This window comes from Xanthomonas sp. NCPPB 901, assembly GCF_056725085.1.
Genome location: NZ_CM161511.1, coordinates 4,845,608 through 4,871,500 on the forward strand (window position 1 = coordinate 4,845,608; position 25,893 = coordinate 4,871,500).

Here is a 25,893-nt window from a genome sequence, read left to right on the forward strand (position 1 = left end):
CTCACAGGTTGGCTCCGATGTTGAGGTAGAGCTGGAACTGCGAATCCGGATCGTTGAGGCCGTGGGCGATGTCCACCCGCACCGGGCCGACCGGCGAGCGCCAGCGCAGGCCGACGCCGACACCGGTGTGCCAGTCAGGGGTATCGTCGAAGGCGCTGCCGCTGTCGACGAACACCGCCCCGCCCCACGGCCCGCCCTTGAAGTAATGCTCGTACTCGGCGCTGCCGGTAAGCACGTGCTTGGCGCCGAGCGCGAAGCGGTCCGGCCGCGGCGTGCGCGGGCCGACTTCGCGGAAGGCGTAGCCGCGGATGCTGTTGTCGCCGCCGGCGAAGAAGCGCAGGCTCGGCGGCATCGCCACCAGGGCATCGGTCCAGGTGCTGCCGGCTTCGCCGCGCAGGATCAGGCGGTCGTTGTCGCCGATGCCGTGGAACCAGTTCACCCGCATGTGCGCCTGCACGAAGCTGGCATCCGACCCCACGCCCTCGGCGCCGCCGCGCAGGCTGATGTTGCCGCTGAAGCCCTTGCGCGGGAACACCTTGTCATCCACGCCGACGTAATCGGCTTCGATCTGCGGATAGAACAGGGTGGAGGTCTGGTACAGCGCGCCGTCGAAGACTTCGTCGGTGGCATAGCGCCAGCGTTCGCGCAGCGCGTTGATCGAGGCGATGGCGATCCAGTGCTCGTTGATCTGGCCGCTGCGGCTGCCGGTGAGCTTGACGTTGCGCAGGTCGATGTAGTCGGTCTGCTCGTCGTAGACGCGCAATGAGGTGGTGTACCAGCCGTCGAGCCAGCGGAACGCCGGGATCCGGTAGCTGGTGATGAAACTCTTGCGCTTCTGCGCATAGTCCAGCTGGGTGCTGAGCTTGTGCCCGCGCGCGTTGACGTAGCGGCGGTCTACGCCCAGGCGCACGCCGGCGCCGCTCTCGCTGCCGTAGCTGAGGCCGGCGGTGTAGATGCTGCGCTTGGCGCGGGTGAGGTTGACGTCCACCGGCACGTCGCCGTTGGCGTCGGCCTGATCCGGCTTGGGCTGGATGTCGATCACGCTGAAGTAGTCGAGCTTGACCAGCGACTCGCGCAGGCGGTCGAGCTTGCCCTCGTGGTAGTAGCTGCCTTCCTTCCAGTACACCAGCGGATCGAACAGCTTCTGGTTGAAGTAGTCCTGGTGGAAGCGGATCGGGCCCATGTTGTAGCGGCGGCCGCTGTCCCAGCTCAGATCGATGTCGGCGGCGTGGTCGGCCCGGGTCACCTCGACCTTGCGCTGGGTGAAGTCGGCATCGAAGTAACCGCGCTCGGCCAGGCGCCGGGTGATGGTGACCTTGCTGGTCTCGTAGACGCTGCTGACGAAGATGTCGCCCTTGCGCGGGCGGAAGTTCTTCAGGTCCTCGCTCAGGTAGCGGTCGTCCTCGGCCGGGCCGGTGATGCCCACGTGGAAATTGCGCACCCGCACCGGCTCGCCCTTGTCCACGTGCACCACCACGGTCAGCTTGTCGTCCTGGCGCGGCGCCTCGACGGTGATGATGGGGGTGAAGTAGCCGAACGGCTCCAGCGCCTGCCGGGTCTGGCTTTCGGCCTGGCTCAGCAGGTACTCCAGGCGCGACTCGCCCTGGTCCTTGCCGATGGCGTCGTACAGCGACAGCGAGGCCTGGATGTTCTCGATCATCGCCTCGTCTGCGTCCTTGTTCAGCCCCTCGATTTGCACTTTCTCGATGACGCCGCGGGCCTCGGCGAGGCCGGCCAGGGAGAGCAGGGACAGGAGGGTGGCGAGACGGGGGATGGGTCGCATGGGCGTCAGAATACCGGCACCCCATGTGAAGCTGTTAACTAGACGTTTGTTAACCGTGACCGGGATGTCGGATGCGGCAGGCGCAGCGCAGTGATGCTGCGCGCTTTCCGCGCTAAGGCAACGAGGTGTCTACGCCACGAAGCGCAGGCGCCGGCTCCGCTTGCCAAGCCGCGGCGGTGGCGCCACGCTGGCGGCCCGACCCACAGGAGCGCCGCATGTCCACCGTGATCGAGACCGCGCGTCTGGTGCTGCGCCGGCTGGACCCCGAGCGCGACGCCGCACCGATGCTGGCCCTGCTCAACGATCCCGGCTTCCTGGCGCACATCGGCGACCGCGGCGTGCGCGACGAAGCGCAGGCCAGCCGCTATCTCGCCGACGGCTCGGTGCGCAGCTACGCCGAGCACGGCTTCGGCCTGTATGCGGTGGAGCGCCGCGACGACGGCGTCTGGCTCGGCGTGGCCGGGCTGGTGCTGCGGCCGACCCTGCCCGCGCCCGATCTGGGCTATGCCTTGCTGGAACCCTATGCGGGCCAGGGCTACGCCAGCGAGGCGGCGCGCGCGGTGCTGGAGTACGCGCACACCATGCTGGCGTTGCCGCGCGTCTACGCGATCGTGGCGCCGGGCAATACGCGCTCGCTGCGGCTGCTCGGCGCGCTGGGCTTCGTCGCCCAGGGGCGCGTGGGCCTGAGCCCAGAGGCCGCCGAGGTCGAACTCCATCTGTGCGAACTGCACGCGCCCCAAGAGCACACCTGAGCATGGAGACCTTGCACACACTGCGGCTGTTCGCCGACTACAGCCAGTGGATGAACCAGCGCCTGTATGCCGCGGTCGCGACCCTGCCGGACGCGGCCATCGCCGAGCCGCGCGGCGCCTTCTTCGGGTCGTTGTTGGGCACGCTCAACCACCTGGTGGTGGCCGACACGATCTGGCTGCAGCGCTTCGCCCAGCACCCGGCACGTCATCCGGCGCTACAGGCCATAGCGGCCACACCGGTCCCGGCCGCGCTGGACGCGCCACGGGCCGACTGCCTGGCGGACCTGCGGACGCAGCGCGAGTCCCTGGACGCGACGATCGCCGCCTGGATGGCGCAACTGCAGCCCGACGACCTGGACGTGGCACTGCGCTATCGCAACACCCGTGGCGAGTCGCACAGCAGGCGCTTCGGCGACCTGCTGCTGCACTTCTTCAATCACCAGACTCACCATCGTGGCCAGGCCACTACCTTGCTCAGCCAGGCGGGCGTGGATGTCGGCATGACCGATATGTTGGCGGTGATTCCGCAGGTGGAGATGGGGTGATCTTGCGATCGCGGGGCGCTGTGCTTGGTCAACGAATGGCGTTTTATGGCGCCTCTGTCAACGTGCCTTTGCCGCAGCTCAACGAGCTATGGCGTCGCGATTGTGGGAGCGGCTTCAGCCGCGACGCGCGTGACCCGTATTGCCTGTCGCGGCTGAAGCCGCTCCTACACCTGAGCCATCGTAGTTGACTGGAGGCTTCCTTTAAGGGCGCCAGCTCCGCGTCACTCGGGTGCGCGCTGCGCCTGCAACTGCGTCACGATCTCGCGCAGCTCCGCCACCTCGGCCTCTAGCGCCTGCACCCGGCTTTCCAACTCATCATGGCCCGAAGCCGCCGGCCGCACCTTGAACGTGGCCGCCAGCGCCTCCGCATCCACGGGACCCGCAAGCAAGTGCATGTAGCGGTCCTCGCGCTGCCCGCTGGCACGCGGCAACTGCACCGCCAACTGGCGCTGCGCCAGCCGTTCCAACTGGTGGCGGACGTCGTCCGCATCGGCGAAGCGCGCCATGCGCTCGGCCCGCGTCAGCAACTCATTGGCCGTCTGCGGGCCGCGCAACAGCAGCAGGCCAAGCAAGGCCACCTGCTGCTGGGTCAGATCCAGCGCCGACGCCAACCGATGCTCGTAGCGCTCGGCGCGCGAGGAGAACTGCTGCCGCACCAAACCGCGCCCTTCGAGCTGACGCAGCGCATGCTGCACATCGCCCGGACTCAACGCCATCACCGGCTCGCGCGAGGTCTTCTGATTGGCCGCCACCACCGTCGCATTGACCGTGAGCGGATACGCATCCGGCGTGGTCGCTTCTTTCTCGATCAGGCAGCCGAGTGCGCGGGCTTCGATGGCGGAAAGGACGGGAACGGCGGGGGTATCGGTCATCGTTTGGGCTTCTTGCTGGTCAGGAGCGAAGCATACTGCTTGATAGGCTCGGCTCCGCAGGCTGATGTCACACCATGCATGGCATGATGCCGTTCCCTCGAAGCGCTGGTCTTAACCTGGCGGAGTGGCTGGTGACGGTGCTGCTGTCGCCCAGCACCGAGGTCACGCTGAGGTCGTGCCCTGCCGCGGCGAGCAGGCTGCCCACGGCGCCGCGCAAGGTGGTGTCACCCTTTGAGGTGAGAGGGATGTTCTGGCCGGCCAGCTCCGTGTTCTTCCATGTCGCGCTGTCGGCGTTGGAGGAATGACTGCCGACGCTGGCCTGCGCATAGGCATAGACGCCGGTCTGCGCGCCAACCGAGGCACCCACGCCGACTTCCAGACCGGAGTGGCTGCCCTTGCTCTGTTCCGAGCCCGCGGACTTGCCTGCTTCCAGCACCAGGTCGCGTGCCGCGTCCAGGCTCAGCGTGTCGCCGGCCTTCAGGTTGCCCTGCACCACGTGCAGATCGCCGCTGGTGCTGGTCAGGCTGACGTTGCCGCCGCCACTGATGGTCGAGCCTTGCGCGGCCTGGCTGTCGGCCTTGTACTTCTCCGTGCTGGTGGCATAGCCCACGCCCGCTTCCACGCTGACCAGCGCGCCGCTGCCGGCGCCGCCGGCCATGCTGCTGATCGCGCTGGCGGCCTGGTAGCCGTTGGCCGCTGCCGCCATGCCCTGCATCGCCGACAGCCTGCCGTCGGAGTTGCGCGCCGCATCGACGTTGTTGATCAGGTCGATCAGCGGCGACTTCACCCGCGCGAACGCACCGATCTTCAGCGTGTCGTCCTGCAAGGACGCGGCGTGGCTGTCGTTGGCGATGAGCAACTGGATCGACGCGGCAGTCACGTCCACGTCCTTGGCCGCGACCACGTTGCTGGCGCTCTGCGTGTAGGTGCCGCCCGCGCTCAGGCTGACGTTGCCGCCCAGGCTGCCGACGCTGCTGGCCACTCACCGTGGCCCAGCGACAATTTACCTACGCGGACTCCTCTATTATATTAAAATACTACAAGTTACTTCTCATAAAAGTCTTCCCGAGAGAATAAATTCCCGGTTGGAATCAACTTCCTCTTATCAAAATAAACCACAGCCTCATGTCCATGAATTAATACTGCATACCCGTATACAACCCCATCTTCTTCACTAACTCCCATGACAACCCCTTTCTTACCCTGGTACTCTAGGTCTAATCCCGCGCGAACTTCAACCTCTTGATAGAATTCAAATTTCTCTTCTGTCATTTGTGCGTGATCCTTCCGTCCAATGAAACATTTAAGTGGGACCCGTCGCGAGTAGCCCAGCCGAGTTGAGATTTACCCGTCCTAGACAACTGTACATCCCACTCAAAAGTCTGACCTTCCGTGCGGGATGGTCCTTTTGTCCATTCGTTACCAAATCTATCAATATATCCGTTGTTTGGACCGCGCGGCAGTGGACTTGAAGGATCATAGTTTTGAGGGGGAACATAACGAATCTTACCTTGAACTGGCAAATCCACATACTTTATACGCCCTTTCATTGACCAAACCTTGGCAGAACCAGCTGAGCCAGATGGATCGAATGGAGGTTCATCAACGTATCTGAATATTTGATTATTTCCCAGGTTACTCTGTTTCCCACTATTTAATGCCACGGCTTCTTCATCAACAATCGCACTAATCGGCGGCAGATTTTTGATGGGCAGTGCATCGACAGATGTTTGGCCAAAGATAGGCGAAATCCCTGTTCTCGGAAGAACAAACGCCGATCCAATCTCAGCTAGCTGCCCGACCGTAAGGGTCAATGCATTGCGAGTACTGTCACTCGCACCAACCGCCGTCGCGCCGAGATAGGCCAATCCCGCTGCCGCGCTGTTCCCGAGCGTATCGAGAATAGCCATGTTGTTTGAGAACTGCATCCCGCTAGGAGTCAAGCTCTCATTCGGGGCAGTGTTGTAGTACAGACCTGACTTGTTTCGCGCATCAACAAATGCCTGCTCGTTGACGCTCTTGTCGTGCCCGATCAGCATGTCTCTCCATGTGAAATTAGCATCGACATAGTCGCGCTTGTCGCTGCTCAAACCAGCATACGGATAGTCATAATTTGGATTCGGACCATTTTTAACGAGTTCCCAGGCTGCGTCAGCACCGTTTTGTGCCGCATATGCGCCAAGATAGGTCTGTAGATCCTGCATTTGCGCTGCGGTTAGCTGTTCTCCCGAACGATACTTCTGTAGCAAGCCATCGCTGACTTGGTCGCTGACATCGAGGATGACGAGATCTCTTGCTTCCTGCGCGGTCAGTTCGCCCGACTTGGCTTTGGCACGGAGCGCCTCAAGCTGCTTCTTTTGCTCATCACCTAGGAAATTGTTTTCGGCTGCATTCTTGGCAACCATGCTTCCCACCGCCGCATCGCTCAAGCTCCCGCCCGTCATCCCGCCCACCAGCGCGCCGACCGCTTGCGACAACGCCAGGATCGTCTGCTTGTCCTGCTCGGAGAGGTCGCTCGGCTTGGTGTCGGCGCCGTAGAGCGTCTTGGTGAGGTATTGCGCGGCAGCTTCGCCACCCGCTCCAGCCAATGCACCGCCAGCAGCGGCACTGCCGTTGGCTTCGGCCAGCACCGCACCCAGCAGCGCGTGCGACAACAGTTGCGCTGCCGCATTCGGATCGCTGCCGTGGTTGGCGTCGAAGCTCTGCCCGATCAGTTGCGCCGCATAAGGCGCCAGCGCATTGCTCGCCACCTGCGTGCCGCCCTGGCCCGATACGCCGCCGACCAGGGCCGTCGTGACCGCCTGCAAGGCGCGGCTGTACTCGCCACCGGTGCCCCATTGCTTCTCTTTGGCGTAAGCCTCGCTATAAGCCGTGCTCTGGCTCAGCAGCACGTTCTGCTGCGCCGTCGGATCCAGCTTTGCGAATGCCTCTTGCTCGTCGCCGCTGAGGCCGTTCAGGTAGGCCGCGCGCGCCTCGGCGGTCTTGCTCGCCGCATTGGCCGCGATGTCGCCAGCTACCTGGCGGCTGGTCTCCAGCACCGTTCCGGCCGCCGCCGCAATCGCCTGCTGCTCGGCCAGCACCTTGCGCACGTCCGGCAGTGTCGCCAGGACTTCATTCGCCTTGCTGGCATCGGTGTTGATGCCCGTCTCCGCCGCGGTGGTGGTCTTGCCACCAATGACGAGATTGCCTTCGGTCAGCGTGGCGCGCGTGGTTGTGCTGTCCTTGCCGCTCTGGGACATCGGCAGTCCGCCACCTAGCCCGCCGCTGTTGACTTGACCGTAATTGCCGTTGGCAATCGTGTTGCCGATGTCTCGTGCCTGCCCGCCCACCGTGCTGCCATCGGCCCCGGTAGACGATTGACCAGTACCGCTACTGCCGAACCCGCCAGCGAGGCTGCCGGAGCTGGCCGAGTAGCCCATCTGGTTCTGCAGATCGCTGAAGGTCAGGGACTTGGCGGTCAGCTCGCTGTTGTCCGCAGTGGTGCTGGCGATGGCGCCGCCGATCAGGTTCACGTTGCCGGCATCGACGTGGTAGCCGCCCTTGCCCGCGAACAGGCCCGATTGTTCGGTCACGCCGGAGGAGTTGCCGTTGGCCTTGGCCGTGCTGGCGTAGCCGCTGGCATCCCAGGCGGTGCCGAAGGAGACCTGGATGCGGCCACCGTAGCCGCTCTCCTTGGACTGGATGTTCGCCGTGTCCTGCAGCGACTCGATGGTCAGGTCGCCGCCGGTCTGCACGTCGATGCGGTCGGCCTTGGCCACGGCGCCGCGCAAGGTGGTGTCGCCCTTCGAGGTGAGGGCGATGTTCTGCGCGGCCAGCTCCGTGTTCTTCCATGTCGCGCTGTCGGCGTTGGAGGAATGACTGCCGACGCTGGCCTGCGCATAGGCATAGACGCCGGTCTGCGCGCCAACCGAGGCACCCACGCCGACTTCCAGACCGGAGTGGCTGCCCTTGCTCTGTTCCGAGCCCGCGGACTTGCCTGCTTCCAGCACCAGGTCGCGTGCCGCGTCCAGGCTCAGCGTGTCGCCGGCCTTCAGGTTGCCCTGCACCACGTGCAGATCGCCGCTGGTGCTGGTCAGGCTGACGTTGCCGCCACCACTGATGGTCGAGCCTTGCGCGGTCTGGCTGCCGGCCTTGTACTTCTCCGTGCTGGTGGCGTAGCCGACGCCCGCTTCCACGCTGACCAGCGCGCCGCTGCCGGCGCCGCCGGCCATGCTGCTGATCGCGCTGGCGGCCTGGTAGCCGTTGGCCGCTGCCGCCATGCCCTGCATCGCCGACAGCCTGCCGTCGGAGTTGCGCGCCGCATCGACGTTGTTGATCAGGTCGATCAGTGGCGACTTCACCCGCGCGAACGCACCGATCTTCAGCGTGTCGTCCTGCGAGGACGCGGCATGACTGTCGTTGGCGGTGAGCAACTGGATGGACGCGGCAGTGACGTCCACGTCCTTGGCCGCGACCACGTTGCTGGCGCTCTGCGTGTAGGTGCCGCCCGCGCTCAGGCTGACGTTGCCGCCCAGGCTGCCGACGCTGCTGGCCACCTGCGTCACCGTGGCGTTGTCGTCGCGGTGCTTCTCGGTGTGATAACCGGAGAAGCGCTCGGTGTCGGAAATGACCACCGTGCCGATCGCCTTGTTGTCCGAGACGTTGGCGTTGCCGGCGGTGTCCTGCCCGCTCTGGATGGTCAGGTCGCCCGCCGCGTGCATCGCCACGTTGCCCTGTGCGGCGACATTGCTGGCAGTGAGGGTGATGTCGCCCTGGGTCGTGCTCAGGCTGGCGTTGCCGCCCACCGACAATTGCGTGCCGGTGATGGTGTCGGTCTGGCCGTTGCCGTTGCCTTTCTGGTTGTAGTTACCGAACGGCAGGCCCGCCGCATTATTGAAGCTCCAGCCCTTGCCGCGGCTATCGTTGCCGCTGGACTCGGTGGTATGCGCCACGCCCAGATCGATGCTCTGGCTCGCCAGCAGCAGCGCATTGCCCTCGGCCGACAGTTGTGTGCCCTGGCTGGTGATCGAACCATCGCTGGCGAGCAGGGTCAGGTTGCCGCCGGCACTGACCTGGCTCACGCGTGCGGTGCTGGTGCTGTCGTTCTGACAGGCAGTGGAGCGGTGCGATCCTGGTCGCGACCGGTCACTCCTGACTTACGTCATCATTTACCGATGGACCTTGATTGGATCCGCCTTATCTTTTAACCGAATATTTTTATGATGAGACGCCCATTAAAGATAAGTGAAGCAGAAATTAGTTTTTGAGTTAATAATATCTATATAAAAAGTAACACCAACACAAAGTCTCCCGCCTTTAAACAAATTATTTTCATTGAAATATGATTTAAGCTCAACCAATAGATCTAACATGTCACCTGCGACATCATCCCCTTTTGGCAAGAACCAATTTTCCACTCCATCCACATCTTCCTAGAAATATGTCGACTCGAGGTGGTCATCTCCATATTTCATCCCCGCCTTCATTTTCACAATCTTTGACTCAGCGGGAGCAGACCCAACAAGCAAAGAAGCCATTTCGTTGTAAATATCAATATCGTTTTTCAATCTACATTCCTTTCGCGGTATAACGGAATATTTCGATAACAGCAGACATTGAACTAACTTGGCGGGCTTATAAAACTAATCGTTGTAGGAGAAATTGATTCCGATCTTTGAACTTTTGGTATCAAGCTTTATTTCACACCCCCTCCAAATTCGCGCCTCATTAACAAGCTCGTCATTTATGAATTCTTTTTGCAAGCAAACCAGGAGCTCCGTTAATTCACCAATTTTTCGAGCGGGAGGATCAAACCAGCGCGTTACTTCATTGCCATCCACATAATCAAACTCATAAGTCGCACCGTCCCCTTCAGAGAAGATTTTTGCGCGAACAATGACCTTTTCGGCAGCTGCGGGACAGACATTAATTAACAACCGACCGATTTTCTCATAAATTCTTTGATCCTCCATCAAACTCCTCCGGGTGAATTGAACTTATCCCGTCCAATAAAAAGATCGCCTTCAGGCTTAAAATATATGTATCAGCAGATATAATCTCCTGTGCCTCGGCAACATAGCTTCTATAAATGACCATTACCAAAAACCGACGTTCCCCTTCAATGAGCTTGAACTGATATGAAATATATTCCCTACGTAAATTATCAAGAAAACCGACGCAAACAAATCCTTTTTTAAGAAAATCTCTGCAAACGCTGACGGAGAGGAAGCCGAATTGACCAGCACTGTGTATGGCTCACGTTGCTCATGCCGATTTTCGGCAACATCATTCGAATAAATTTCCAAAGGAATTTTTTCAGATCTAGACCAAGCACGGCAGCAATAAAAATTCATTTGTACACCTTTTTGCTGACATCCCTTATTTCAACGCCCACGACCGCCGTAGCCGTCCCTCCTTGGACTAGATGTCGCCCTGCGAGCTCAGGTGGACAGAGAACTGCTTTTTACGGCGTCAGTCATAGGAAAAATCCAATGAGATCTTTGAATTTTCCTTGTCCACAACCAGGGTTACACCCCACCAAGGACGTTGATCATGAAAAAGATTATTAGTCTTGAAGTAAGAGCGGAGCTCCGCTAGTAGATTCAACAAATCGATGTCAGTCCTGACATCCGCCGGAGTGAACCAATCCTCCCGACCTAAATGATTGGTAGCCCAATATTCAAACTCGCAATGATCGTCGCCATACCTCATTTCCGCCACTAATTTTATTTTTATCGAGTCCTGCGGAGCAACATCGATTAAAATCAAAGAGATATCTTTATATATATCGCCGTCATTTCTCATACACACTAACCTCCCGCTTCATTCTTAAAAACAGCTCTTCTAGGCGGATCGGAACCTATTTTATATTCAACCACAAAACTATCAGGACGCCCATTACTGGAATAAGATGGCTCGATCTTTATCTTAACGGATTTGCTATCCCTTAGCGCATTAGCCCACCTATTTTCCATCGCTTTCCAAGCCCCTTTATTGAGGCCGGAATCCATAGGAACAAGATTCAGTCTCTCACCAGGGCCGTCGAAGATACTTGCAATAAGGTGACCACCCTCATCGCCAGCATTCCCACATTTACCCGCCTTACACTGCTGATAGGTATTTCTATCCTTAGTACTCAGCGATAAGTTTGCTTCCACATACTCTACGTCGCCATTGGCATTTGTCCTATACAACTTGTTGTCATCTACATTGTAGATAGTATTAGGCTCAGGTTTGTTCAGCTCTTTGCTCCATCCACCCTTTTGACCCGCCGAAACATCCACCTCCTTGTAAATAACGCCGTTTGAACCCTGAACTACAGTATCGCCTTCGTTATTCACGACCCGCCGAAATCCCTCCGGCAGCCCACCCGTCTCATTCGCAGCCGCCCCTGCCGACTTCAGCGTGCTATAGCCCGGAGGCACGTCAGGGAAACCCGCCAAGGCGGAAGTATCGATTGCAGTGCTCCTCGGTGCCTCAAGTGCACTGCTCGAGGTTGGAACCTCAGGCTTCAGCAATGGCACTTCGGTGACCACGTTGCCCGCATTGCCAGCTGTGGTGGTCTCTTTCACAACCAACGGCAACACCGAGTCTGACGCGCCTTTCGTCGAGTTCAGCGCGTCCTTGATGATGGTGACAGCCTTGCCGGCAACGATCCCGCCCAACTCACCGACTTTGGACAGCACCACAGCTCCAGCAACCGCGCTGAGAGCGCCCTGGGTGTCGCCAGTAGCCAGCTTCTGCGTTACATCCGCGACAAACCCGACGTCGCCCGTGAACGTGGTGCCGATGGCCCATGCGTCGCGGTTCAGGACGCCACTGACGTAGTCGTCAGTCCAGCCAGCATCGGTGCGGTTGAGCGCCTGCAACAGATGACGCTGATCATCTTGATTGGTTGCCGTCCGCAGGACCGCCCCATACACCTGGTCCAGCGCTGGGGTGCCACGCAACGCGCTGGCGAACATCGAGTGATCGTTGTACTGGGCCCAATCGGCAGAGAAATCCGTGTAGTTGCCCTTGGTCTGTGTGATGGATGCCAGGAAACTCTGTGCATTTCCGTCCTGAGCGACCAACCCACCCATGCCAAGGATGTCGTTCCATCGGCTGTCCGTTTGACGCATGGCCTGCACGATCAGGCGCTGCCGCGCGGCTTCCACCTGTTCCGGTGTGCATGCCTGGCCGCATTCCATCGCTGCGAACGTGGCCGCACTGGCATTGATCTTCTTCAACTCGTCCGGATGCAACTGCCGGTTGAAGTTCTCTCCGTCTACGGCAACGCCGGCGCCCGTCTCGCCGCCCGCAGCGCCGCCGATCAGCGCGCTGACCAGATTCTGTACGAGCTTCGATTCGCTTTCGGTCAGCGGACGCGCAAGCTCGGCGGCGCCAGCGCCCAGCGCGCCTTGCATCGCGTTTCCGCCACCAAGGTTCGCCGCAACCGCACCTGCGACCGCATGCAGCAGCGTCTTGCCGGTTCCGCCATCCTTCCAGAGATCGTTTTGCTCCTGGTACGCCGCCATAGTGGCTTTGGCAGTGTCCAGGCTCTGCTGGATCGCGGCGCGCTGATCCGGAGTGAGATCGTCACGTTTCAGTTGCTTTTCCGCGCCATCAGCAACGAGTGCTGCGTCCTTGTACTTGCTGGTCAGCGCATCTCCAATCGCCCCAACCGTGCGGAAGCCGACCTCCCCCGCGACCTTAGCCATCTCCATCTGGTCTTGGACTTTACGTTCGTCGAAGATCTGCTTCAGCCCGGATTGCTGCAGCTCTGTCGCACCGCGATCCAGGTTTGCTACTGCCGAGGTGTCTCCGTTACGAACGTCGATCGTCCCGGCAGAGACGCCGCTCTTGGTCACGCTGCTGGCGTTGCCGTTCTGTCCCCCCGACAGGCTTAAGGCGGCGCCGAGCGCAGCTGTCGTGGCGCTGGACGCCATGTCCGTGCTGACCCCGACGCTGCTGGCCTTGTACTCCGCCTTGTTCTTCAGGTCCTCCACGGTGAGGCTGCCGGTGGACAGGCGGTTCTTCTCAGCCTCAGCCGTGCTGGCGATGGCACCGCCGATCAGATGCGTGTTGCCTCCGACATCGACATCGAACCCGCCATTGCCTGCCTGGATGCCGCTCTGCTCCTTGACGCTGGTGTAGTTGCTGTCGACCTTCTGCTGGCTGTACGAGCCACTGACGTTGCCGCCGGTGCTGTAGCCATAGACCAGGGTGACGCCCGCCTGCTGTTGTTTGCTCTTGTAATCGCTGGTGTCCTGCTCGCTTTGGATCAGCAGGTCGCCACCGACCTTGGCCAGGACCGTGTCGCCAATCGCCTGCGCCCCCTTGATCGTGGTGTCGTTGCCGCTGGCCAGGGTCAGCGTGTCCTTGGCCGTCACCACACTCTCGGTGTGCAGTTCGCTGTTGCCCTTGGCACTGCCCTTGCCCGCATAGGCGCTCAGGTAGATGCCGGTGGTCGTGCCGACGCTCACGCCGATCTCGCCGCCGGCGTTCTTGTTGCTCGACTTCTCGGTATTGGTCTCCTGCTGGCTCAGCAGGTTGAGGTTGTTGGCCGCCGCCAAAGCAACGTTCTGACCGTCGATCTTGCTGCCGATCACGTTCAAGTCGCCGCCGGTGGCGGCGATGGTGACGTTGCCGTCGCTCAGGATGCGGCTGCCGCCGGTGGTTTCCTCATGGGTGACGGTCTTGCTGGAAGCGCTGCTGGCGCCGATACCAATGCGCAGGCTGGCCCCGCCCATCTGTGCGCCTTGCGCGGTGGCAGCCTGGTAGGCATCGACGCTGTCCTTGACCGCGTAACCGGCCTTGGCCGCGTACAGCGCCTGCAGCCGGCTATCCTCGACCTCGCTGCCGCGTTTGGTGGCGCCATATGCCGCTTCGGCCGCCTGCACCACTGCGCCGGTCAGGCCCAGGGTGATCCCGGCACTCTGCTGCTTGGAGGTCTGGACCGTATCCACGCGGTTCTCGACCGCGGCGATGGTCACGTCCTTGCCGACGATGGCCGTGCCGGCCTTGCTCAGCACGTCGCTGCCGGTGATCGCCACGGCATTGCCGGCGGTGAGGGTGACAGAGCCATCGGTGCTGCCGACCAGGCTGCCGCTCTGACTCACCTCCGTCGCATCCAGCGTATTGGTCTGCTTGCTGGCCCCCAGGGTGACGCTGAAGCCGCCGCCGCTGTATAGGCCGGTCTTCTTGACCTTCTTGTCGTGCTCCTCGCTATGCGTGTTCTGCGCCGTCTCCAGCGTCAGGTCGTTGCCAGCAGCCACCACCACGTTGCCGGTGCCGGCGACCTGGGCCCCCTGCGATAGCAAGTCGTGGCCTGCGGCGATCTGCACGGTGTCGCCGCTGAGAGTCGTCGCCACCGCAGTGCTGTCGTGCCACTCGTCGTGGGTCGTCGTCGTCTTGCTGGACAGGAAGCCGGACTTCTTCTTCTGCATGTCCTGCACGGCGTCGTGCTGCTCCTGTGCGGCCAGCAGGTTGACGTCGTTGCCGGCGGACACCGCCAGCGCACCCTTGTCCGTGAATGCCTTGGCCGCGGTCAGGTTCACGTCGTGGCCGGACTGCAGGGCGATGTCGCCACCGGCGGTGAACTCGGTGCCGTGGACGGTCTCGTCGCGGGTAGTGGTGGTCTGCTTGAAGCGCTTGCGCGTCTCAAGAGTGTTGCTGGTGTCGACCGTGGTCAGGGTAGTACTGTTGAGGTCGTTGCCTGCGACCACGGCCAGGCCCTTGCCGGCGTCGAGCTTGGCGGCGGTCAGGTTGACGTCGTGGCCGGCGCTGAGCACCAGGTTGCCGCCGGCGCTGAGCACCTGCTGGTCCAGGTCCTGGGTGGTGGTCGCGGTGACGACCTTGGTCTTGCCCTGGAGACTCTGATCGGTGATGGTGCGGCTGCCGCCCAGTGCCGAGGTCACGTCGAGGTCATGGCCGGCCGCAGCGATCAGGTCGCCACCGGCCTGCACCTGCACCTGGCGGATGGCCAGATCGTTGCCTGCCTGCAGGGAGAGGTTGTTGCCAACGATCAGGCTGGTCCGGTCGCCACCGCGCAGCAGACCGGACTCGTCACGCAGCGTGGTCGGCTGCAACATCAGATTGTTGCCGGCCTGCAGCGCCGCGCTATTGCCCACCTGCACGGTGGTGCCGGTCAGGCTGAGGTCGCGGCCGGCCTGCAGCCGCAGGTTGTTGTCGGCGGTGATGCCCGAACGCAGGTCGCCGCCGGCGATGGCGTCGCGGGTGGAGCTGGTCAGGTCGCGGCCGGCACTCAGCAGCACGTCGCGGCCGGCGATCTGGCCGCCGAGGTTCAGCAGATCCTGCTTGGCCTGCAGCGCCACGGTGCCACTGGACACGATGCGTCCCTGGTTGAGCAGGTTGCCAGCGGTGGCGCTGACGTTGGCGCCGCTGATCGTGCCGGTGTTCGTCAAGCCGGCCGTGGCATTGAGCACGGTGTCGCCCGCACCACCGGCCAGCAGCGCGCCGTCGCTGCGCAGGGTCAGCGCGGTCTTGGACGCCAGGTACACCACCGGCACCAGCACCTTCTGGCCCTGATACTCCTGTTCCACCATCCACACGATGTCGTGGGTCAGCGCGGCGACCTGATCGGCCGTCAGCGCCACGCCCACGCTCAGGTGCAGCGCGCTCGCCTCGGCTACGCCGCCATCCAGCAGTGCGCGGTACTGGGCCACGCCGTCGGCGTAGTTGCCCAGGTAGCGGCGGCCGGTGAGCTGGGTGATCTGGTCCAGCACCAGGCGCTGCTCGTAGAAGCCGTCGCCCAGGCGGGTCTGGGTCCACTGCGGATCCACGCCGAGCTTGTCCAGCAGGTAGTCGCTGCTGATGAAGTTGTTGTAGTCGACGAAGCGCGGATCGGTCTCGATCAGGTAGCGGCGGCCGGGGGCGCTGTTGCTGGCATTGACCCCGCCCAGGCCGTTGGCGGCGCGGCCCAGCGTGCTGACGCTGGCGCCATTGCTGCCGACCAGGCGGTACAGCCCGCCCATCGGCAGCACGATGTTGCCCAGCGGCGCGCCGACGCCGCCGACCACCTGCGGCACTTGGCCGGTGCCTGGGTCGATCTGCTGGTACTGGCCCGGCACCGTGCCGGCGGTGAGCACCGCCTGCGCGGTGCCGGCCCGGACCTGGCTGCGGCTGCCGCTGCCGGCGCCACCGAGCTGAGCCTGCACGCCATTGGCCTGCACCTGCGACGCATTGACCGCGCTGGCGCCGATCAATCCGGTCTGGACGCCCTGCGCCTGCACGGCGGCGGCGCTGGCATCCGCCGTGCCGACAAGGTTGCGCTGGCCGTCATCGATCCGGATCTGGCCAAGTCCGGCGGCGGTGATGCGATTGCCGACGCTAGCCCCGCCGGGCGCGGCGGCGGTCTGAGCCTGCACGGCGGTATTCCCAGCGCCGCTGGCGCTCTGCGTGCCGCGGCGGTTCAGGGCCGCGCCCTGGTTGGCGATGAGCGCCGCGCCGCTGATGTTGCGCCCGTCGATGCCGACCGCGCCATTGCGAATGGTCGCGCCACTGATCGCCACGCCCTGCCCGCCGGTCATGTTGGCGGCCAAAGCAATGTAACTGTTGTCCAGAATCCCGGAGTTGGTTACCTCTTCCTGCACGGTGTACGTACAGCCATCCGCGCGATAGCCGCGTGCGCAATCACCATCATCCAGGTAGGCAACTTGCTCGACATCGGTGTACTTGGTCTGCTGGCTCAATGCCAGGGCGTTGTTGCCGACGACCTCTTGCCCGCTGATCAGGGCATCACTCAAGCCACTTGTGCCCTGCCGATTGATCGAGAGCAAACCAGCGGCGGCGATCGTCGACGCGTAGTTGTTGACACTACCGGACAGGGAGATGTTTCCCCCAGCGGCGATGCGTCCTTCGGCGCTAGCGGAGATGAGTTGGTCGCGACTGATGACGTCGTAGGTCCGCGTCGCTCCCAGACCGATTCTGTCACCAACGTTGGGGCCATTTTGCTCAGGCATCGGCTGACCGACGTACAGCACTTCAGGAGGCGTCGTGGCATTGATTGCCTCGCGCTCGGCATCCGACAGCGGCGTGGTTCTGGCATTCACCACCCGCCGCCGGTTGTTGATCTGATTGGCCGCGATCAGGATGCTGCCATCGGCCTCGATGCTGCCGGAGACGTTGTCCAGCGTGCCGGTACGCGCGGTGAGCGTGCCATTGCCGTCGCGCGCGGCGCCGATGGCGATGTTGCCCAGGCTGAAGATCTTCGCGTCGCGGTTGACCAGCTGGTCGCGCACCAGCAGGGTCATGCCGTTGGTGGCGCCGATCAGCGCGCTGCCGTAGGCGGCATTGTCGGTCGCGCCGCCCAGGTCGGCGCCGTTGACCAGGGTGCCGGTGTCCACCAGCACGTTGCCGCCGACCACGCTGCCGGTGTTGGCCACCGACCCGGCGGTGATCTGCAGGTTGCCGCTGGCGGAGATGTCGCCGGCGTTGCCGACGCTGCCGCCGGTGTTCAACTGCACGTTGCCCGAGCGCATGGCGGCGCCGGCAAGATTGTTGATGCTGCCGGCGTTGATGCCGAGGCTGCGCCCGGCCTGCAGCGTCGAGGCGTTGACGAAGTTGCCGCCCACCGCCAGGCGGAAGTCGCCGTTGCTGGTGATGTCGGCGCCGGCGCGGTGGGTGTAGTCGCTGCGGATGGTCAGGTCGAGCAGGTTCTGGCCGAGGATGCTGCCGCCGCCGTCGAAGCCGACGGTGTCGATGACCACATCGCCCGCGCCGCCGGCGCTGCTGCCGGCGCCGATCTGGCCGCCGCTGTTGCTCAGGCTCTGCAGGCTCAGGCGCACCGCCTGCTCGGCCTTGATCTTGCCGTTGCGGTTGTCGAGCGTGGCGCCGCTTCGCTGCAACAGCATGCTGCCGCCGGCGTAGACGCTGCCGCCCTGGTTGTCGAGGGCGTTGGTGTTGGCGACCAGGTCGCCGCCGGCCACCAGGTGTCCGCTGCCGTTGGCGATGCTGGCCGCATCGAGCACCAGGCTGCCGCGCCCGCCCAGGCTGCCGCCGACGTTGCGCACCTCGCCGCCAGTGGTAAGCCGGGTCAGGCCGCCGCCGTTGTTGACGATGCTGCCCTGGCTGTTGTCAATGCGGCCGCCGGACAGGGTCATGGCATTGCCGCTGTCGAGCTGGCCGCCGCTGTTGAGCAGCGCGCCGCTGACCGCCACGGTGAGATCGCGCGCGGCGCCGATGCGCCCGCTCTGGTGGTTGTCGAGCTGGCCGCGCGCGGTCAACGCCAGGTCGCGCCCGGCCTGCACGGTCCCGGCGGCGTTGCTGACGTTCTCCGCGCCGAGGGTCAGATCGGTGCTGGCGCCGAGCAGGCCGCCGTCGTTGGTCAGGGCGTGCGCCAGGTCGGCGCGCAGGTCGCCGCCGGCACCGTTGACGCTGACTGCCTGCAGCGTGCCGCTGCGGTTGTCGAGGCTGTCGGCGCGCAGCACGAGGCTGCCGCCGGCGGCCTGCAGCACGCCGCTGCGGTTGTCGAGGGCGCCGCTGCCCAGTTGCAGGGTCAACCCACGCGCGGACACGTTGCCGCCGACGTTGCCCAGGCCCGCCGCGGTGACGCTGGCATCGCCAGCGGCGGCGATGGTGCCGCCCTGGTTGTCGAGCGTGCTGCCGGCGCTGAGCTGCAACTGGCCCTGGGTGAGGATCCGGCCGCCGGCATTGCCGAGGGCGCCGGTGCTGCTGACCGTGAGGGTGCCGCCACCGGCATGTTCGATGCGCCCTTGCGCATTGTTGATCGAGGCGGCGCTGAGCTGCAGGTCGCCGCCGTTGCTGACCAGGCGGCCGCCACCGTTGTCGAACGTGCCGCCGATAGCCAGGCGGGTGGTGCCGCTGCCGCTCTGCACCAGGCTGCCATTGCCGTTGCGCAGCGTGGCCACGCCCAGGTCCAGACCCGCGGCCCGCAGTTGCCCACCGACGCCGTTGAGCGCGCTGTTGTCCAGCGCGCCGCCGGCGCGCACGGTGAGCAGGCCGCCGGCCAGCAGGTCGGCGCCGCGGTGGTCCACGTCGCCGCTCGCGGTCAGGGTGGCGTTGCCGCCGACGCGGGTGGCGCTGCCGGCCAGCGCCAGTTGCGCGGCATCGGCGGCGAGGTTGCCGGCGGCGATCAGGCGGCCACTGGCGCTGAGCGTGCCGTCGGCATGCAGGGTCAGGGAACCACTGTTGCCGAGGCTGCCATCGCTGCGCATGCCGGCCGCGGCGACGCCGCCGATGGCGACACTGCCGCCGCTCAGGCGCAGGTTGCCGCTGGACAGGGTCTGCCCAGCGTTGTCGATGCGCTGGCCCTGCAGCGCGATGTCGGCGCCGCTGACGGTGCCGCGCTGGAGCACGCCGGCGTCGCTGCCGAGCACGACCTGGTTGGCGTTGAGGGTGCCGGCCACGGTCAGGTCGCCGTGCGACTGCAGTTGCAGCGTGGTCGCGGCGCTGAGGGCGCCGCTCTGGGTCAGCGCGCCGCCGGCCTGTGCGTTGAATGCGCCGGCCGAAGCGAGGGTGCCGCCCAGGTTCAGATCGCCCTGGCTGACCAGGGCCACGTCGCCGGTTTCGCTGCCGAGCTGGCCGCTGCTGGCGACGCTGGCCGCCTGCACGCGCAAGGCGTTGCCGGCGATCAGGTCGCCGCGGTTGTCGACCGCGCCGTTGGCGGTCAGCGCCAGGCGCTGCACGCCGTAGCTGCGGCCGGTCTGCTGCAGGGAGCCGACGTCCAACTGCAGGCGCTGGCGCGCGCGCAGCGCGCCGGCATTGCTGAGCAGCCCGCTCACGGTGAAGGTGCCATTGCCCAGGGCGGCGAGCATGCCGCTGCTGCTGTTGTTGGCGCTGGCGGCGGTGAGGCTCAGGTCAGTGCCGGCCACCACCTGGGCGGCGTTGTTGAGCGCGCCAGTGGCATGCAGGTCAACGGTGGAGGCGGCCTGCACCAGGCCGCCAAGGGCGAGATCGCCCGTGCTGGTCATCGCCAGGGTGGTGCCGGCATCGACCGTGCCCTGGCTGTCGATGGCGGCGCCGCTCAGGCGCAGCGCACCGGCGCTGTGCAGCACGCTCTGGCTGCCGCTGCCAAGGGTGCGGCCGGCCTGCAGGGTGGCGTCCTGGCCGGCGCTGAGGCTGCCGTCCACGTGCAGGTCGCGCTGCGCCTGTGCCTGCAGTCCCTGCGTGGTGGCGAGCTGGCCGCCCAGGGTCAGGTCGCGACCGGCACGTAAGTCCAGCGCCTGCGCGCTGAGGGTGCCGGTCTGCAGCAGATCGCCCTGCGCCTGTGCGCTGAACCCGGTGGCCGCGGCGACGGTGCCGCCCAGTTGCAGGTCGCCCTGGCTGGTCAGCGTCACCTGGCCGTTCTGGCTGCCGAGTTGGCCGGTGCTGGCGATGCGCGCGGCATCGAGCTGCAGGTCGCGCTTGGCGATCAGGTCGCCCTGGCTGTCGATGGCGCCGCTGGCGTGCAGGGTCAGCGCGTCGCCGGCGTAGGCCTGGCCGCTGTGCTGCAGGGTCCCCACGTCCAGGGTCATGGCCTGGCCGGACTGCAGGGTGCCGGCGTTGGCGAGGGTGCCGGCGGTGGTCAGGCCCAGCGCGCCGCGCGCGCCCAGGCTTGCGCCGGTGGCATTGGCGATGCCGGCGGCGGTGGCGGTGAGATCGCGCCCAGCCAGGACCTGCCCGGCGTTGGACAGCTGCGTTCCCGCAGTGAACGCCACATCGCGGCCACCCTGAGCCACGCCGGCCAAGGCCAGGGTGCCGTCGCTGCGCAGGGTCAGGTCGGTGGCGGCGTCGAGCGTGCCGCGGCTGTCGAGGTTGCCGCCATGCAGCGTGATCGCGCCAGCCGTGCTCTGCAGGATCGCATTGCTGCCCGTGGCGAGCGTTGCACCACTCAACTGCATGCTGCCGGCAGCCAGCGCCTGGCCATCGACGCTGAGCGCACGCTGCGCCTGCAGCGCGAGATCGGCGGCGCTCTGCAGCGTCCCGGTGATGCCGACATCGCGGCCGCTCAGCGCAATGGAACCGGCCTTGGCCACGCCATCCAGGCGCAGGTCACCCAGTGCGGTGGCGTTCAACGCCTGCGCGGCGATCACGCTGCCGCCCAGTTGCAGGTCACCCTGGCTGGTCAGCGTCACCTGGCCGCTCTGGCTACCGAGCTGGCCGCTGCTGGCGATGCGCGCGGCATCGAGCTGCAGGTCGCGCTTGGCGATCAGGTCGCCCTGGCTGTCGATGGCGCCGCTGGCGCGCAGGCTCAGCGTGTCGCCGGCGTAGGCCTGGCCGCTGTGTTGCAGGGTCCCCACGTCCAGGGTCATGGCCTGGCCGGACTGCAGGGTGCCGGCGTTGGCGAGGGTGCCGGCAGTGGTCAGGCCCAGCGCGCCGCGCGCGGCCAGGCTGGCGCCGGTGGCATTGGCGATGCCGGCGGCCGTGACGGTGAGATCGCGCCCGGCCAGAACCTGCCCGGCGTTGGTCAGCTGCGTTCCCGCAGTGAGCGCCACATCGCGGCCGGCCTGGGCCACGCCAGCCAGGGCCAAAGTGCCGTCGCTGCGCAGGGTCAGGTCGGTGGCGGCATCGAGCGTGCCGCGGCTGTCGACGGCACCGCCCTGCAGCGTGATCGCGCCCGCCGTGCTCTGCAGGATCGCGGCGCTGCCCGTGGCGACGCTGGCGCCCTGCAGTTGCAGGTCGCCGGCGGCCAAGGCCTGGCCATCCACACTCAATGCGCGTTGTGCCTGCAGCGTCGCGCCGGTCGCGCTCTGCAACGCACCGGCAACCCCCACATCGCGCCCGCTCAGCGCGATCGCACGCGCCTTGGCCACGCCATCCAGGCGCAGGTCACCCAGCGCGGTGGCGTTCAACGCCAGCGCAGCGATCACGCTGCCGCCCAGCGTCAGGTCGCCCTGGCTGGTCAACGTCACCTGGCCGTTCTGGCTGCCGAGCTGGCCGCTGTTGCCGAGGCTGCCCACATCCACCAGCAGGTCGCCGCCGGCGATCACGTTGCCGCGGTTGTCCATCGCGCCGCTGCTGCGCAGGGTCAGCGCCTGGCCGGTGGACAGCGTGCCGCTGTGCTGCAGGCTGCCGGCCTGCAACTGCAGCGCCTGTTCGCCGCGCAGCAGGCCGGCGTTGTCGAGCAGGCCATCGACGTGCAGGTCCAGTCCGCGACCGGCGGCCAGCGTGCCGGCGGCGCGGTTGACCGCGCTGGCCGCCTGCACCTGCAGGTCGCGCCCGGCCACCACACGGGCGCTGTTGTCGAACGCGCCCGCAGCGCTCAGCCGCACGTCGTTGCCGCCCTGGGCGATGCCGGCCAGGCGCAGTGCGTCCTGGCTATGCACGGTCAGGTCGGTGGCGGCGTCCAGCGTACCTTGGCTGTCGAGGCTGCCGCCCTGTAGGGCGATCGCGCCGGCCGTGCTCTGCAGCACCGCCGCGCTGCCGGTGGCGACGCTGGTGCCCTGCAACTGCAGGTCGCCCGTGGCCAGGGCCTGGCCATCAACGCTCAGTGCGCGCTGCGCCTGCGCCTGCAGGGTCGATGCGCTCTGCACGGTGCCGGCCAGGCTCAGGTCGCGTCCGGCATCCAATTGCACGGATTGCGCCTTGCTGGTGCCGCCGTGCAGCAGATCGCCCGCGGCCTGCAGGTGCAGCGCGGTGCCGGCGATCTGGGTACCGGTCAGTTGCAGATCGCCGGCGCTGGTCACGCTCAGTTGACCGTCCTGGCTGCCCAGCTGACCGCTGCTGGCGACGACGCCGGCGGTGATCGCCACGTCGCGCTTGCCGATCAGATCGCCGGTGTTGCCCAGCGCGGTGGCCGCCTGCACGGTCAGCGTGTCGCCGGCATAGGTGCGGCCGCTCTGTTGCAGGCTGCCGACGTTCAAGCTCGCGGCCTGGCCAGCCTGCACCAGGCCGGCGTTGTCGAAGCTACCCTGCACGTTGGTGTCGAGCGCATCCTGCGCGAGCAACTGGCCTTGCGCCTGGTTGCTGGCGCTGGCGGCGCTGAGCTGCAGGGCACGCCCGGCGAACACCTTGGCCTGGGTGTCGAGGTTGCCGTCGGCCAGCACCGCGACGTCGCGCCCGGCCTGGGCGATGCCGGCCAGGGTGAGGTCGCCGGTGCTGTGCAGGCGCAGATCGGTGCCCGCATCCAGCGTGCCCTGGCTGTCCAGCGCCGCGCTGTCCACCTGCAGCGCGGCGGCGCTCTGCAGCAGCGCGCCGGTGCCCAGCGCGACACTGGCCGCGCTGACGCCGAGCGCGCCGCTCGCGCTGGCCTGGCCGTCCACGCGCAGCGCACGTTGCGCCTGCAGCTGCAGGGCGTCGCTGCTCTGCACGGTGCCGGCCACATCGAGGTTGCCCGCGGCGTTGAGCTGCACGCCCGCCGCACGCAGGCTGCCGCGCTGCTGCAGATCGCCCAGCGCCTGCGCCTGCAAGGCGCCAGCGGCAGCGACCACGCCGTCGAGCTGCACATCGCCGCGGCTGTTCAGCGCGACCTGGCCCTGCTGGCTGCCCAGTTGGCCGCTGCTGACCAGACTGCCGGCCTCGACCTGCACGTCGCCACCGCCGACCAGGTCGCCCTGGTTGGCAACGGCGCCATCCACGGTCAGGGTCAGCGTGGTACCGGCATTGGCCGAGCCGGTCTGTGCCAGGCTGCCGGCGCGCAGGCGGAGCACACCGCCCGCGTACAGCTGGCCGTCGTTGGACAGCGCGCTGGCGCTGGTCAGGCTGGCGTCGCCTAGGGCCGACAAGCTGCCGCCCGCGGCATTGCTCAGCGTGCCGGCGTTGGCGCTGAGCGCGCTACCGGCCACGACCTGCGCCTGGTTCTGCAGCACCCCGGCGCTGGTGAGGACCAGATCGCCACGCGATTGCACGGTGCCGGCCAGTTGCAAATCGTTGGCGCTGCGCAGCGCCAGGGTCGTGCCGGCATCCAGCACGCCGGCCTGGGCGATGCTGGCGCCCTCCAGCGCCAACGCGCCGCCGGTCTGCACCTGCCCGCGCTGCGCCAACGCCCCCTGCGCGTGCAAGGTGGCGTTGCCGCCGGCGGCCAGCGTGGCACTGCTGCGCAACTGACCATCGGCGCTCAACTGCAGGTCCCCATCGGTGCGGACCACGCCGTCCAGCGTGGCGTCGCCGGCGGCTTGCAGCTGCGCGCTGCCCGCACCAAGGGTGCCCGATTGCAGCAGCGCGCCGCCGGCCTGCGCGCTCAACGCGCCCTTCGCCGCCACCTGCCCGGCCAGGGCCAGGTCGCCGCGGCTGCGCAGGGCGACGTCGCCGCCCTGGCTGCCGAGTTCGCCGCTGCTGCGCAGTTGCGCCGCGTCCACGCTCAGCGCCGCGCCGGCCACCAGGCTGCCGCTGTTGCTCAGCGCCGCGGTCGTGGCGAGCGTGGCGTTGCGGCCGGCGTAGCTGCCGCCACTGTTGCCGACGCTGGCCGCGTCGATGCGCAGATCGCGGCCGGCGTACAGCGTGCCGGCGTTGTCGAGCGCGCCCGGCGTGGCCACGGCGATGTCGCCACCGGCCGACACCACCGCACCGGCCGCATTGCCGATCGACGCCGCGGCCAGGTCCAGGCGCCCGCCGGCGCTGAGCTGGCCGAGCGTGTCCAGGCGTCCGCCAGCCTGCACGCTGGCGTCCTGCCAGGATTGCGCCAGGCCGGACAGGCGCATGTCGGCATCGCTGCGCAGGCTCAGGTCGGTGCCGGCATCGAGCACGCCGGCCGCCTCGATCCGCGCCGCCTGGACCGTGAGGCGGCCGGCGCTCTGCACGATGCCGCCGCCCTGCAACCAGGCCGCCCCGGCCTGCAGCTGCGCCGCGCCGCCGGCGTAGGCGCTGCCGCTGCTGCGCAACGCACCGCTGGCGCCCAGCGCCAGGTCGCCGCCGCTGTAGAGGCTGCCGCCGGCGTCCAGTTCCGAGCCGAACAGGGTGATGGCGCCGGCGCTGCTGCGGCCGCTGTGCGTCAGTGCGCCGCTGGCCGCGGCATCGAGCGTGTCGTGGGCGATGGTGTCCCCGCTCAGGCTCAACTGCGCCGCGCGCAGGCGCACGCCGGCCTGCTGCGAGCCGAGCACGCCCTGCTGGCTCAGCGTGCCGGCCGCGTGCAGGTCGACGGCATCGCGGGCCACCGCGGTGCCGCCGAGGCTGAGCTGGCCGGCGCTGTCGATCTGCAGGCTGCCGCTCTGCGCGGACAAGGTGCCGCGGCTGACCACGCCCACCCCCGCCTCGGTGGCGATCAGGCGGATGCGGTCGGCGTACATGCCACCCAGGTACGCCACGTCGATGCCGATCGCCGGCGGTGCGCCATCGCTGCCCGGCAACACGTCCAGCAGCATGCCGTCGTAGCCGATGCGCTGCGCGCCGGCGCTGGCCAGCAGGTCCTTGGCCCACACCGAACCGTCCACGCGCAACTGCCGCGACAGCAGGTCCAGGCGGTCGACGTTGTAGGCGTCCAGGCCGTTGCTGCCGACGCTCAGCGCGCCGCCGGTGATGGAGAAGCCGTTCAACGCGCCATCGGCACCAAGCTGCGGCGTGCCGGTGGCCAGGGTCACGCGCGAGGTGTTGAGGAAGCCGCAACCGTCGCAGACGATGCCGTTGGGGTTGGCGATCACCAGTTGCGCCTTGGCCCCGGCGATCTCGGTATAGCCCTGCAGGCGGCTGGTGGTGGAGGTGACTTCGTTGAGGATCAGCGTGGCCGCGCCGCTGTTCTTGAGGTTGTCGTTGCCGGCGATGTAGCCGCCCAGTTCGGTCTTGGAGATCTGCGCGCTGTTGTTGAGGATCAGGCCGTTGCTGCCGACGTCGAAGCGCGAGTAGCGGTTGTGCGAGACCCCGCGCGCGTTGGGAGCGACGATGTCCACCACCGGCACGCCGTTGGCCGCGGCCTGCTGGCCGGGCTGGCGTCCATCCGGATTGGCGACCGGGGCGACCTGCGCGTACAGCGGGATTGAGGTCCAGGTGACCGTGCAGCACAGCAGCGCGGCCAGGCCGCGCTTGAGCGCGTCGATCAGGGGGTGGCGGCGGTCAGTACGGTCCGTGTGCATCGTCGTCGTCTCTTTTGT

At 66.0% G+C, this 25,893-nt stretch carries 10 protein-coding genes; 2 read left to right on the forward strand and 8 right to left on the reverse strand.

The window, feature by feature from the left end:
* Nucleotide 1 precedes the first annotated feature (1 nt).
* Nucleotides 2–1,783: an autotransporter assembly complex protein TamA gene (locus AC1PME_RS20620; RefSeq protein ID WP_481096880.1), complete on the reverse strand. Its 1,782-nt coding sequence runs from the start codon at nt 1,781–1,783 to the stop codon at nt 2–4.
* A 215-nt stretch (nt 1,784–1,998) separates the two neighbouring features.
* Between AC1PME_RS20620 and AC1PME_RS20625 the strand changes: the two genes are divergently transcribed.
* Nucleotides 1,999–2,535 (forward strand): GNAT family N-acetyltransferase, encoded by a 537-nt coding sequence (locus AC1PME_RS20625; RefSeq protein ID WP_481096881.1) that lies wholly within the window; start codon nt 1,999–2,001, stop codon nt 2,533–2,535.
* 2 nt (nt 2,536–2,537) lie between these two features.
* Nucleotides 2,538–3,080 (forward strand): DinB family protein, encoded by a 543-nt coding sequence (locus AC1PME_RS20630; RefSeq protein ID WP_481096882.1) that lies wholly within the window; start codon nt 2,538–2,540, stop codon nt 3,078–3,080.
* 221 nt (nt 3,081–3,301) lie between these two features.
* Here the strand turns inward: AC1PME_RS20630 and AC1PME_RS20635 are convergent, their stop codons facing one another.
* The 7 genes from AC1PME_RS20635 to AC1PME_RS20665 all read right to left on the reverse strand — a co-directional run bounded on the left by AC1PME_RS20635 (nt 3,302) and on the right by AC1PME_RS20665 (nt 25,875).
* Nucleotides 3,302–3,952 (reverse strand): YceH family protein, encoded by a 651-nt coding sequence (locus tag AC1PME_RS20635; RefSeq protein WP_481096883.1) that lies wholly within the window; start codon nt 3,950–3,952, stop codon nt 3,302–3,304.
* Between the two features lie 67 nt (nt 3,953–4,019).
* Entirely contained in the window at nt 4,020–4,934 is a 915-nt protein-coding gene (locus tag AC1PME_RS20640; protein WP_481096884.1) for a hemagglutinin repeat-containing protein, read from the reverse strand.
* Between the two features lie 62 nt (nt 4,935–4,996).
* On the reverse strand, nt 4,997–5,224 hold the full coding sequence (locus tag AC1PME_RS20645) for an Imm31 family immunity protein (protein WP_254459653.1): 228 nt from the start codon (nt 5,222–5,224) through the stop codon (nt 4,997–4,999).
* Nucleotides 5,221–9,012, reverse strand: coding sequence for a hemagglutinin repeat-containing protein (locus tag AC1PME_RS20650; protein WP_481096885.1), 3,792 nt, complete (start codon nt 9,010–9,012; stop codon nt 5,221–5,223). Before AC1PME_RS20650 ends, AC1PME_RS20645 begins: the two co-directional genes overlap by 4 nt.
* A gap of 561 nt (nt 9,013–9,573) precedes the next feature.
* The gene (locus tag AC1PME_RS20655) at nt 9,574–9,903 is read right to left on the reverse strand and encodes an immunity protein YezG family protein (protein WP_481096886.1); all 330 of its coding nucleotides are present in this window, start codon (nt 9,901–9,903) and stop codon (nt 9,574–9,576) included.
* 499 nt (nt 9,904–10,402) lie between these two features.
* Complete coding sequence (locus AC1PME_RS20660; protein ID WP_481096887.1) at nt 10,403–10,735, reverse strand: hypothetical protein; 333 nt, start codon at nt 10,733–10,735, stop codon at nt 10,403–10,405.
* 5 nt (nt 10,736–10,740) lie between these two features.
* Nucleotides 10,741–25,875 (reverse strand): hemagglutinin repeat-containing protein, encoded by a 15,135-nt coding sequence (locus AC1PME_RS20665; protein ID WP_481096888.1) that lies wholly within the window; start codon nt 25,873–25,875, stop codon nt 10,741–10,743.
* Nucleotides 25,876–25,893 lie beyond the last annotated feature (18 nt).

Bases quoted from the DNA above. Each gene is read 5' to 3' on its own strand.
- AC1PME_RS20660 (WP_481096887.1), bottom strand. From the start codon at position 10,735: ATGAGAAATGACGGCGATATATATAAAGATATCTCTTTGATTTTAATC.
- AC1PME_RS20665 (WP_481096888.1), bottom strand. From the start codon at position 25,875: ATGCACACGGACCGTACTGACCGCCGCCACCCCCTGATCGACGCGCTC.
- AC1PME_RS20630 (WP_481096882.1), top strand. From the start codon at position 2,538: ATGGAGACCTTGCACACACTGCGGCTGTTCGCCGACTACAGCCAGTGG.
- AC1PME_RS20635 (WP_481096883.1), bottom strand. From the start codon at position 3,952: ATGACCGATACCCCCGCCGTTCCCGTCCTTTCCGCCATCGAAGCCCGC.
- AC1PME_RS20655 (WP_481096886.1), bottom strand. From the start codon at position 9,903: ATGGAGGATCAAAGAATTTATGAGAAAATCGGTCGGTTGTTAATTAAT.
- AC1PME_RS20625 (WP_481096881.1), top strand. From the start codon at position 1,999: ATGTCCACCGTGATCGAGACCGCGCGTCTGGTGCTGCGCCGGCTGGAC.
- AC1PME_RS20645 (WP_254459653.1), bottom strand. From the start codon at position 5,224: ATGACAGAAGAGAAATTTGAATTCTATCAAGAGGTTGAAGTTCGCGCG.
- AC1PME_RS20620 (WP_481096880.1), bottom strand. From the start codon at position 1,783: ATGCGACCCATCCCCCGTCTCGCCACCCTCCTGTCCCTGCTCTCCCTG.